The sequence below is a fragment of the Terrabacter terrigena genome (assembly GCF_042676085.1).
Lineage (GTDB): Bacteria > Actinomycetota > Actinomycetes > Actinomycetales > Dermatophilaceae > Terrabacter > Terrabacter terrigena.
In genome coordinates, this window is sequence record NZ_JBHTKH010000005.1 from 312,398 (window position 1) to 322,440 (window position 10,043).

Annotated in this window: 10 protein-coding genes and 1 tRNA gene; 5 read left to right on the plus strand and 6 right to left on the minus strand. The window is 71.0% G+C overall.

Translation table 11 applies throughout. The features are described 5' to 3' along the window. Position 1: 1 nt before the first annotated feature. Positions 2-985 (minus strand): helix-turn-helix transcriptional regulator, encoded by a 984-nt coding sequence (locus tag ACFQ2V_RS10480; RefSeq protein ID WP_386052632.1) that lies wholly within the window; start codon positions 983-985, stop codon positions 2-4. Between the two features lie 61 nt (positions 986-1,046). Between ACFQ2V_RS10480 and ACFQ2V_RS10485 the strand changes: the two genes are divergently transcribed. Beyond that, positions 1,047-1,625, plus strand: a complete 579-nt coding sequence (locus tag ACFQ2V_RS10485; RefSeq protein WP_386052633.1) for a DinB family protein — start codon at positions 1,047-1,049, stop codon at positions 1,623-1,625. Between the two features lie 15 nt (positions 1,626-1,640). Further along, positions 1,641-2,249 carry a DinB family protein gene (locus ACFQ2V_RS10490; RefSeq protein WP_386052634.1) on the plus strand — a complete coding sequence of 203 codons (609 nt, stop codon included), beginning with the start codon at positions 1,641-1,643 and terminating at the stop codon, positions 2,247-2,249. A gap of 410 nt (positions 2,250-2,659) precedes the next feature. Here the strand turns inward: ACFQ2V_RS10490 and ACFQ2V_RS10495 are convergent, their stop codons facing one another. Together ACFQ2V_RS10495 and ACFQ2V_RS10500 are read right to left on the minus strand one after the other, a co-directional pair. Further along, positions 2,660-3,037: a hypothetical protein gene (locus tag ACFQ2V_RS10495; protein ID WP_386052635.1), complete on the minus strand. Its 378-nt coding sequence runs from the start codon at positions 3,035-3,037 to the stop codon at positions 2,660-2,662. Positions 3,038-3,140: 103 nt separating this feature from the next. Then, complete coding sequence (locus tag ACFQ2V_RS10500) at positions 3,141-3,878, minus strand: dienelactone hydrolase family protein (RefSeq protein ID WP_386052636.1); 738 nt, start codon at positions 3,876-3,878, stop codon at positions 3,141-3,143. Positions 3,879-4,026: 148 nt separating this feature from the next. Between ACFQ2V_RS10500 and ACFQ2V_RS10505 the strand changes: the two genes are divergently transcribed. From ACFQ2V_RS10505 to ACFQ2V_RS10515, 3 genes are all read left to right on the plus strand, one after another. Continuing rightward, complete coding sequence (locus ACFQ2V_RS10505; protein WP_386052637.1) at positions 4,027-4,875, plus strand: CPBP family intramembrane glutamic endopeptidase; 849 nt, start codon at positions 4,027-4,029, stop codon at positions 4,873-4,875. A gap of 185 nt (positions 4,876-5,060) precedes the next feature. After that, positions 5,061-6,656, plus strand: a complete 1,596-nt coding sequence (locus ACFQ2V_RS10510; protein ID WP_386052638.1) for a dolichyl-phosphate-mannose--protein mannosyltransferase — start codon at positions 5,061-5,063, stop codon at positions 6,654-6,656. 81 nt (positions 6,657-6,737) lie between these two features. Then, positions 6,738-6,813 (plus strand) — tRNA-Ala (locus ACFQ2V_RS10515). A 58-nt stretch (positions 6,814-6,871) separates the two neighbouring features. Here the strand turns inward: ACFQ2V_RS10515 and ACFQ2V_RS10520 are convergent. From ACFQ2V_RS10520 to ACFQ2V_RS10530, 3 genes are read right to left on the minus strand one after another with little or no spacing between them, the layout of a single operon-like run. After that, on the minus strand, positions 6,872-7,954 hold the full coding sequence (locus ACFQ2V_RS10520) for a tyrosine-type recombinase/integrase (protein ID WP_386052639.1): 1,083 nt from the start codon (positions 7,952-7,954) through the stop codon (positions 6,872-6,874). Then, on the minus strand, positions 7,951-8,163 hold the full coding sequence (locus ACFQ2V_RS10525) for a helix-turn-helix transcriptional regulator (RefSeq protein WP_147067543.1): 213 nt from the start codon (positions 8,161-8,163) through the stop codon (positions 7,951-7,953). Before ACFQ2V_RS10525 ends, ACFQ2V_RS10520 begins: the two co-directional genes overlap by 4 nt. Positions 8,164-8,182: 19 nt before the next feature. Next, positions 8,183-9,724, minus strand: a complete 1,542-nt coding sequence (locus ACFQ2V_RS10530; RefSeq protein ID WP_386052640.1) for a replication initiator — start codon at positions 9,722-9,724, stop codon at positions 8,183-8,185. Positions 9,725-10,043 lie beyond the last annotated feature (319 nt).

The window sequence follows — 10,043 nt, forward strand, 5'->3', positions numbered from 1 at the left end:
GTCAGGGCGTGGTGTCGCCGACGCGGGCGGCTCTCAGCATCCGGGTCGCCTGCTCGCGCATGATCTCGCGCAGCTCGGGCGGGTCGAGGACCGTCATCTCCCACGGCAGCACGCCGAGGTGCATCGCCATCCAGCCGAGGTGGTTGCCGCCAGCCTCGAAGATGCAGTGCGACCTCCCGTCAGCCGTCACGGTGCCGACCGAGACCGGGATCTGCTTGTCCACCAAGGACTTCGGCGCATGGATGCGCACTCGACACACGTGGTCGTACGCGTCGCGCGAGATCGACCGGCGCACGTGGTCCGCGGCGTCGGGCGCGTCCACGCGCGGGCGGAAGCGCCAGCCGCGCGCCTGCGCGTCGGTCATGCGGTCCAGGCGGAACGTGCGCCAGTCCTCGCGGTCGAGGTCGTACGCGAGCAGGTACCACCGGCGACCGGTCGCGACGAGGCGGTAGGGCTCGACCCGGCGTTCGCCGGAACCGCGCGGGCCGGCGTACGCGAAGGTGATCCGCTCGGTCTCTCGGCATGCGCGGGCGAGCACCAGGAGGGTCGTGGCGTCGACGGTGGCCACCCCGCTGTCGAGCGTGACGGTGGCCTCGTGGATGGCCTCGACCTGTGACCGGAGGCGCGCCGGCAGCACCTGGTCGAGCTTGGCCAGGGTGCGGACCGCGGCCTCGCCGAGCCCCTCCACGGTGCCGCCCGCGGCGAGGCGCAGGCAGACGGCGATGGCGACGGCCTCGTCGTCGTCGAGGAGCAGGGGCGGGAGCCGGCGCCCGGCACCGAGCTGGTAGCCGCCGCCCGCGCCGTGGGTCGCGCTGACGGGGTAGCCGAGCTCGCGCAGCCGGTCGACGTCGCGACGGACGCTGCGGGTCGTGACACCGAGCCGTTCGGCGAGCTCGGTGCCGCTCCAGACCGGTCGGCTCTGGAGCAGGTCGAGCAGACGCAGCACCCGCGCCGTCGTGCCGTTGGCGTAGCTCGTCGTCGACATGGTCCGAGTCTGCCAAAGACTCCGGACAGTACCTGTCCTATATGGCTGCCACGATGAAGTCATGACACAGACGACGGGAACGACGATCGACTGGAACGAGACCCTTGTCGAGCAGGCCGACTGGCACTGGCAGCACCAGCTGCGCGCGCGCCTCGACGGGCTCACCGACGAGGAGTACCTCTGGGAGCCCACTCCCGGCGCCTGGAACGTCCACCCCCGGGGCGGGGGCGGCACCGAGATCCAGGGCGGCACCGGCGCGATGACGATCGACTGGGCCCACCCCGCGCCCGAGCCGGCCCCGGTGACGACGATCGCCTGGCGGCTCGCCCACATCATCGTCGGAGTGCTCGGCGCGCGCGCCCACAACCACTTCGGCGCCCCCGAGGCCGACTACTTCACGTTCGACTACGCCGCGACGGCCGACGAGGCGCTCACCCAGCTCGACAGCGCGTATGCCGCCTGGTTCGACGGCGTGCGCGCCTGGGGCGCCGAAGGGCTGGCCGAGCCGTGCGGACCCCCGGAGGGCCCGTTCGCCGACGCCTCACGAGCCACGCTCGTGCTCCACATCAACCGCGAGCTCATCCACCACGGCGCCGAGATCGCGCTGCTGCGAGACCTCTACGCCCACCGCAACGACTGAGAGAGCGAGAAACCCATGGCAGCACAGGTCCCTCCCGTCGCCGACGAGCGCGAGAGCCTCATCGCCTACATCGACCAGCAGCGCGACGCCTTCGTGTCCGCGACGTTCGGGCTGACCGAGGAGCAGATCCGGCTGACCCCCACCGCGGGCACGCTGAGCATCGGCGGCCTGGTCAAGCACGTCACGACGTGCGAGCGCGGCTGGACCGAGCGGATGGCAGCAGCCCCGGCCGCACCGGCCCCTCCGGACACGTCGGTCGAGGAGCAGGCCCAGAGCTGGGGCGACGACTTCAGGCTGACCGACGACGACACCCTCGACTCACTCGTCGCCGCCCTGGTGACCCAGGGCGAGGTGACGCGTGACGTGCTGCGGCGCGCCGACCTCGGCGCCGCGGTGCCCGTTCCCCGCGACGCGCCGTGGTTCCCCAAGGACGTCGAGACGTGGTCGGTGCGGTGGGTCGCGATGCACCTCGTCGAGGAGCTCGCCCGCCACGCGGGGCACGCCGACATCATCCGTGAGTCCATCGACGGCGCCACGATGTACGAGCTCGTCGCGGCCCGCGAGGGCTGGCCCGAGACCCCGTGGCTCAAGCCGTGGCGGCCGGCCGCAGAGCACACCGTCTGACGAGTGCGTCTGCGCCACAAGGACGCCGACGAGCCACGGACAAAGGCGAAGGGCCCTTGGGAGTATGAGTCTCAAGGGCCCTTCTGGTTGATCGGTCGATGGTGACGCTCCCGATCGACTGCTCGACTTCTCCGGTCCCGGCCGCCTCGTCACCCGGCTGCCGCGGTGGGTCGCCCCACCGTGTGGACCCTCGTCTCCGAGCCGTCCCGCTCTCCCGAAGGAGTGCGTGAGAGATTTGTATCTCCCACCGGCGAGCCGCCGCAAGGGAATGCGGAAACTTCTCCGGCCTCCACAGGCCGACGGCGTGTCGTCCACAGGCAGACGCGCGTTCTCCACACCGGCCTCGAGTGGATGCACAGGTTGTCCACCGACGCCTGTGGACAGAACGCAGCCGCCGGGGCCCACCTCGGTCAGGACGGGTCGGCGAGCTCGGTCAGCACGTCACGCAGCGCCTCGGCACCGGCAGCGGCGGTGGCGGCGCGCTCTGGGTCGCCGGCCGCGGCATACGCTCCCTCGGCCTCCAGCAGCGCAGCGAGCTCGCTCGCGACCACGTGGCGCTCGGCGGCCGGGTCGAGGACCAACCGCGCCGCCTCCGTGGCGCCGACCCCCAGCGCCGCGCCCGCGATGTCAGCGGACCCGCCGACCATCGGGCCGTCTGCCACCGGCACGGCTTCGGCGTTCTCGATGGCAGCCACAGCGTTGCGCAGTGCGGCCGTGACCGCACGGTCGCGTTCGCGCATGGCGATCGTCAGGCGGGAGCGCAGAGCGGCACGAAGGGGCGATGACATGACCAGAAGGTATGCCGCCGACTGGTTTGGGCGCCAAGCGTTTACGTCGCCGGCACGACACGGGCACAGCACGGTCACTGGCGCTGCGGAGGGTCGCAGCCCTTCAGTCCGAGGGGTGCAGGCGCTGGGTCAGGAAGTCGATGACGGCGTCCACGGCACCCTGGTTCCGCTCACTCGTCAGCGTGGCGTGGCCTCGGCCCTCGAGGTCCACCCGCAGGAAGCCGTGGCCGAGGAGCCCGGTCAGCGTCTCGAACCGTGTGCCGGTCGCCCAGTCCTCGCGGTAGCGCACGCCGAGCACCGGACAGCCGCCGCGCACTCGATCACGCACTGCCACAAGGTCGGCCGGATCCAGACCGATGTCTGCAGCGCGACGTGCGGTCAGCGGCACGGGCACCGCCGGCTGCGCCACGACCGGCGCAACGACGACGGGGTCGACCATCATCGCCAGCGCGAAGCCGCCGGTGAGGCACATGCCGACCGCGCCCACGCCGACACCACCCGCCTCCGCGTGCACCCGGCGCGCGAGGCTGCGCAGCCACTCCGCCACCGGCGTCGTCCGTCCCGTTGCGACGAGGGTGAACTCGCGCCTGATGCACAGGAGCGGGATCACGCGGACCGCCTCGAGTGCGTGGGGGGCCCGGTGGGCCGGACCGAAGAAGTGCGGCAGGACCACGGTGAAACCGGCGTCGACGACCTCTCGACCGAAACGCACCGCCTCGGGCGTAAGGCCGGGACTCTCGTGCATGACGATGACGCCCGGACCCTCACCCTCGGTGTAGATGGGGTACTCGAAGCCGTCCGCGTCGTGCGAGCCGCGACGCCAGCCCGAGAGCATCGACATGCGGTCGACGCTACGCCCGCCGAAGCCCGCGTCCGGGGAGACGGCGGCACACGGCCTACGACGACGGGGTACACGGCCTACGGGGCCGGGACGACGGCAGGGTGCGATGGGCCCCGGCACGCGGACGGGGCGTAGTTACGCTGACGGCATGGTGACCACTGCTCCCGCGCCGCGCGGACGCCTCGCCGGGCTTCTCGCACCGTCCGAGCGCGACCCGGCCCCGGTCGCCGAGGCGGGCGCACGGCGGGGCCTGCGGCGCGAGACGGTGCTCGTGCTCGGCGTGAGCCTCGGCTCGTCGGCCGTCTACGCCGTGCTCAGCATCATCGAGAAGCTGACGCGTCCGGTGCCCCTGTCGCAGCAGACGACCGCCATGAACCAGTCGGCGACCCCCGGGCGTCCGTGGCTCGACCTCGCCTACCAGCTCGCCGGGATCGTGCTGCCGCTGGTGGCCGTCGCCCTGGCGATCTACCTGCTGAACCACGTGCGTCGCCCGGCGGCGGACGTGCGAGCCGGGCGCTTCATCGGCCTCGACCGCCGCGAGCCCGCGCGAGACCTCGCCCGTGGTGCCGGCCTCGCGGCCCTCATCGGCATCCCGGGGCTCGGCTTCTACTTCTTCGCCAAGGCGATCGGCATCAACACCCAGGTCTCGGCCGCCAACCTCGAGGCCGTCTGGTGGTCGGCGCCGGTGCTCGTCCTCGCGGCCATCGAGAACGCGGTGCTCGAAGAGGTCATCATGGTCGGCTACCTCTTCACGAGGTGGCGCCAGACGGGCTGGTCGTGGCCGTTGGTCATCGGGCTGTCGGCCCTGATCCGGGGGTCGTACCACCTCTACCAGGGTTTCGGCGGCTTCGCCGGCAACATCGTCATGGGCCTCGTGCTCGGCCTCGTCTTCGTGCGCACCCGCCGCGTCATGCCGCTCGTGGTGTGCCACTCGGTCCTCGACATCGTCGCGTTCGTGGGCTACTCGGTGCTGCGAGCGCGAGGCGTCACCCTCTGAGCCCGCTGGCGACTGGCTCGCCGACACGCACCGCCTCCCTGCGGTCCCAGGTCCGCGAGGGCACGACACCGCTGTGGCGCGCCTGCGAGATCGTGCGCCAGACCCGCCGCCCTTCTGATCACGCCGCCGCACACCTCCCGCGGCGGCGTGCGGCTGCCCCAGCCGCACTGCATACGATGGCGCCCATGAACTCGGCCAGGCAGGTGCGCGCGCGCCTGCTCGGAGACCCCGCCGACGACTTCCGCCTGACCCGACGCACCGCTGGTCGGCTCGCCTGGCTCGGCTGGGCCGGCCCCCTCTTCTTCATGCTCGTCGGCGGCTTCATGCGCTTCTGGCACGTGGGGGCGCCGCACAAGCTGGTGTTCGACGAGACGTACTACGTCAAGCAGGGCTGGTCGATGGTCCTCTACTGGTTCGAGATGAAGAACGACCAGGTCCTGCAGGACGCGTCACAGGTCGACCAGCACTTCACCGCCAACGACCCCTTCATCTACGGCACCGAGGGCGACTTCGTCGTCCACCCGCCCGTCGGCAAGTGGCTCATCGGCTGGGGCGAGGTGCCGTTCGGCATCCTCAACTCGTTCGGCTGGCGCTTCGCGGTCGCCCTCGCCGGAACGATCTCGATCTTCATGCTGGGCCGCATCGCGCGCCGGCTCTTCCGCTCCGACCTGCTCGGCACCGTCGCCGCGGCCCTGCTGGCCTTCGAGGGCCACCACTTCGTCCACTCACGCACCGGCCTGCTCGACATCTTCGTCATGTTCTTCGGGCTGGCCGCGTTCGGTGCCCTGCTCATCGACCGCGACAGGGCGCGTGAGGTGCTCGCCGGCAAGGTCGGCGACCGGGCGCGCGCCGCCACGTCGTGGCTCGGCCCGTGGCTCGGCTGGCGGCCGTGGCGCTGGCTCGCCGGGATCATGCTCGGCCTGTCCGCCGGCGTGAAGTGGTCAGGCCTCTACTTCCTCGTCTTCTTCGGCGTGCTCACGGTGCTGTGGGACGTCGGCGCCCGCCGCGCCGCGGGAGTCCGCGGCTGGACCGTCGGCGCCGTCGTCAAGGACGGGCCGTACGCGTTCGTCCAGCTCGTCGCCACCGCCGTCGTCACCTACGTGGCGAGCTGGACCGGCTGGATCCTCAGCAAGGGCGGGTCGTTCCGCACGTGGGCCCAGAACAACCCCGACACCACGCATGCGTGGCTGCCCGACTGGTGGCGTTCCCTGTGGGCCTACCACCAGCAGATGTACGCCTCGACGCAGGCGATCAACAGCCCGCACCCCTACCAGACCAACCCGTGGTCCTGGCTGATCCAGGGCCGGCCGACGTCGTTCTTCTACGAGGGCCCCAAGAAGGGCGCCGACGGCTGCCTCGTCGACCAGTGCAGCAAGGCGATCACGTCGATCGGCACCCTCTCGATCTGGTGGGGTGCGACCCTCGCGATCTTCGTGCTGCTCTTCATGTGGGCGCTCCGCCGGGACTGGTGGGCAGGGGCGATCCTGTGCGGGCTCTTCGCCGGCTACCTGCCGTGGTTCTTCCTCGGCAACCGCACCATCTACTCGTTCTACGAGGTCGCGTTCGTGCCGTGGGTAGTGCTCGCCTGCGTCTACGTGCTGGGTCTCGTCATCGGCGGACGCGAGTCGTCACTGACCCGGCGGCGGGTGGGCTACGGCGTCATGGGCGGCTTCGTGCTGCTGACGATGGGCCTCTTCGCCTTCTTCCACCCGATCTACGTCGCCGACGTCATCCCGCTCTCGCAGTGGCAGGCCCGGATGTGGTTCCCCAGCTGGGTCTGACGGCCCGCCGCTGCGAGGACCTCCACCTGTCGCCCGATTCGGTATGCCGGTCGGCGTGGTGTTATCTTTTCTTCCGCACCTGGGGCTGTGGCGCAGTTGGTAGCGCGTCTCGTTCGCAATGAGAAGGTCAGGGGTTCGAATCCCCTCAGCTCCACCAGACGGAAACCCCGTCCCACCTGCGGAAAGCCGCGAGATGGGGCGGGGTTCTCTCTTTCTCATCCTCCCGTCTCCCTCCGATGTGTCCCCCCGGTGTCCCCCGGGGTCACATTGAGCCTTGCCAGACCGACCAGATCGGCACCGGTCCCGAGGAAGTGCAGGTAGCGGTTCGTCGTGCCGATGGACTCGTGTCCCATCCACGCCTGGACGGTCCCCGGGTCGACGCCACGGGCCAGCCATAGGCACGCCGCGGTGTGGCGCAGGTCGTGGATCCGGCGCCCTCGACCGGTCGTCGACCACTGCAGGGTGCGAAGGACTGCCGACCGGTGCAGCTGCGACCCACGTTCGGTCGTCAAGACCAGGTCACCGGGAGCCTTGCCGGCGCACAGGCCCAGAACGATCGGCAGCACCCGGTTGGCGAGAGGGACGCGCCGGGACGACCTGCCCTTGGTCGACTTGACCGCGCCGCCCTCGGGTTGCGACCGGCGGACCAGCAGCCCCGGCGTCGGGACCTCGACGACGTCAGCCACCCGCAGCGAGCGAGCCTCCGCCCAGCGCAGACCCGTCCAGGCCAGGACGAGGAGGATGTCGGCGAGGCGTGGCGCGGCCGCGTGCCACGTCGCGTAGACCTCCTCGAGCTCGGCCTCACTGAAGGGGTCCATCTCATCGGCCTCGTCGGACTGCCTCGGGACGCGCACTCCGGTGACCGGGTTGCTCAGGATGAGCTTCTCACGCACGCACCAGCTGAAGAAGGACGACAGGCTGGCGCGGTAGCGAACGACCGACCCCTCCGCGAGACCGACGGCCAGCAGCGCCTCGAACGAGCGGGCGACCTCACGGCCGGAGACCGCCGAGACCTGCAGGGCCAACATGCTCGTCGGCATGAGGCGGGGGAGGTCCTGGTCGGCGCGGTAGGTCTTGGCGGCCACCGTGACTCGCCGGACCTCGAGCCACCGCTGGACGAGGGGCCTGACCCGCTCACGCCCAGCGCGCGGGTCGACCCCGCCGGCCAAGGCTGCCCGCTCCCGGTCTAGCCAGGCCTTGGCCTCGCGGCGGGTGTCGAAGACCTTGCTGGCGACGCCGACCCGGCCGCTCTTGAGCCGAGCCCGGAAGCGGCCGTTGGGCATCTTGCTGATACTCATGCCGCCATCCGTTCCAGCCATTTGGTCACGTCCTCGGGCCGGTATCGCGGGGCGTACGGCGACAGCCAGACGACTCGCGGGCCGTGTCCCGTCTGCCGCCACCGGCACAGCGTTGCCGGCGAGACCTGCAGTGCGGTGGCGACCTCGCGCGAGGTCAGCAGCACCGGTAGAGGCGGGGGCTTCGGATCGGTCGACTGCTCTGCTTTCATGTGTGGACTCCTTTCTCGGTCAGTGCTTCTCATTCCGGTTCGCTGCTCGTTCTTGGGCGTACTCGCGGGCGCGGGCGGCGGCGGCCTTGGCGAGCTCGGCGTCGCCGTCGGTGTACCAGCCGGTCCCGGCGTAGGTCCACTGGCCGATGACGAGGGTCGTCTCCTCGGTGTCGTCCTGGAGGAGGTCGTCGAGGGTGCGCACGTCGAGGGTGCGACCCTCGCGGTTGGCGGCGGCCAGGGCGCGTTCGTAGCGGACCCGTCGGCGGCGGAGCTGCCCGAGGGTCACGGAGTAGCGGCGGGACTTCGTGGAGAAGTGCCCGCGGAAGCCGAGCATGTGCCGCCACTTGAACAGCAGCCCGTACGGGTGCTCCCGCACCGGAACCCCATCGCCGCGCGCGTCGGCGTGCATCCGGTCCGTGACGGCGACGATGGCCGCGCGCAGGCGCCGGGCGTGCGGGCTGTCGGTGTTCGTGGAGTCGGTGGCTGACTTCGTCGCGTACTTCGCCAGGTAGCCGGCGACCTGCTCCGGGGCGAGGGCCCGGTCCGGGTCGTCGGTGCGATGGGCGGGGGCGATCGGTCGGGCGTCGAGCTGGGTGCCGAACCGCAGCCGGCGTACCGTGTCGCCTTCGTGCAGAGGCGGGGCGTCGAAGGTGACGCCGTCGGCCGCCTGCTCGACGAGCCGGGCGAGCACCGCCGCCGTCAGCGCGGCGGGAGCGACGGCGAACCCATCCACTGTCTTGGGTCCGTCGAGGCGGATGAGGGCGTGGAAGTGGACGATGCCGCGCTGCTGGTACTCGGCGACCTTCGCGTACTGCACCGTGAGCAGCTCCGACAGCCGTGCATCGCGGACGCCGAGGTGACGGGCCAGGAGCCGGCGCAGGTCGATGGTGAACCGGCGCCACAGCTCGGGAGCCCACCACTGCCACACGATGTGACTCGCATAGTCGTAGCAGTCCCCGCACAACGGCTGACCGAGCAGCGGGTCACTCTCGACGTGGGTGGCGTGGCAGACCGGCGGCCGACCGTGCGCGCAGCGGTCTGCTCGGTCCTTGACTCGGTAGGGGCGGCAGCGGCGACCGTTGCGGGTGCCGTGCACGAGCCCGAACGAGGGCGCGGTCAGGGTCGCGAACACCAGCGGGTTGTCACTGACGTGCTCGGGGACGCCTTTGCCGCCGGTCACGCCAGCCCGGATCAGGTGGAACGTGTCCGCCGCGTACACCCGGGAGCAGGACGGGCACTCGGCCGCGCGACGGTTCCCGCACCGCACATGCAGCACCCCGAGCGGACCGTCGGTCGACGAGAACGACGAGAGCACCTCACCCGTGGCCGCATCGACGGTGTCGCAGTGGCCGTGGAGGCGGACCGGCTTGGCGCAGTGCCCGACCCTGGAGGCGGCCTCGGACCACGCGTCGAAGTCCCGCGACAGCAGCCGGGCGATGACCTGCGCCTCGGTGGCCGCGTCGAGGTGGCCCAGGTCCAGCGGTTGGCCTTCCCCGTCCGGACGCTCGCTGGCGCGCAGGGAGACGGCGTCCCAGACGCGGTCACGTGTTGCCCGGGTCATCACAGCCACCCCCTTCCCTGGTCCGGGTGGGTGTGCCGTGCAGCTGATGCAACCCCGCGCTGCACGACACACCCGGTCCGGAAGGGCGGCCAGTGAAACGATCGAGAAGGAGATACCGGCGCCGCGGGGGTTGCTCACACGCCGGCCACGTCAAGAGATCACAAAGAAGATGACGAAGAAGATGGCGGACCAGAAAAGGTGTGAATGTGTGTGACGGCAATTCGTGTGTATGGCCTCTGGCCGACAGCGTCCCGGGGCGTGGTGGGCTTTGAGGTGATCCTCGGTGCCTATTCGCCGCTGTCGATCGCGGCGATGGGTT

Coding starts and splice junctions, on each gene's coding strand:
- ACFQ2V_RS10480 (WP_386052632.1), bottom strand. CDS start 985: ATGTCGACGACGAGCTACGCCAACGGCACGACGGCGCGGGTGCTGCGT.
- ACFQ2V_RS10485 (WP_386052633.1), top strand. CDS start 1,047: ATGACACAGACGACGGGAACGACGATCGACTGGAACGAGACCCTTGTC.
- ACFQ2V_RS10490 (WP_386052634.1), top strand. CDS start 1,641: ATGGCAGCACAGGTCCCTCCCGTCGCCGACGAGCGCGAGAGCCTCATC.
- ACFQ2V_RS10495 (WP_386052635.1), bottom strand. CDS start 3,037: ATGTCATCGCCCCTTCGTGCCGCTCTGCGCTCCCGCCTGACGATCGCC.
- ACFQ2V_RS10500 (WP_386052636.1), bottom strand. CDS start 3,878: ATGTCGATGCTCTCGGGCTGGCGTCGCGGCTCGCACGACGCGGACGGC.
- ACFQ2V_RS10505 (WP_386052637.1), top strand. CDS start 4,027: ATGGTGACCACTGCTCCCGCGCCGCGCGGACGCCTCGCCGGGCTTCTC.
- ACFQ2V_RS10510 (WP_386052638.1), top strand. CDS start 5,061: ATGAACTCGGCCAGGCAGGTGCGCGCGCGCCTGCTCGGAGACCCCGCC.
- ACFQ2V_RS10520 (WP_386052639.1), bottom strand. CDS start 7,954: ATGAGTATCAGCAAGATGCCCAACGGCCGCTTCCGGGCTCGGCTCAAG.
- ACFQ2V_RS10525 (WP_147067543.1), bottom strand. CDS start 8,163: ATGAAAGCAGAGCAGTCGACCGATCCGAAGCCCCCGCCTCTACCGGTG.
- ACFQ2V_RS10530 (WP_386052640.1), bottom strand. CDS start 9,724: ATGACCCGGGCAACACGTGACCGCGTCTGGGACGCCGTCTCCCTGCGC.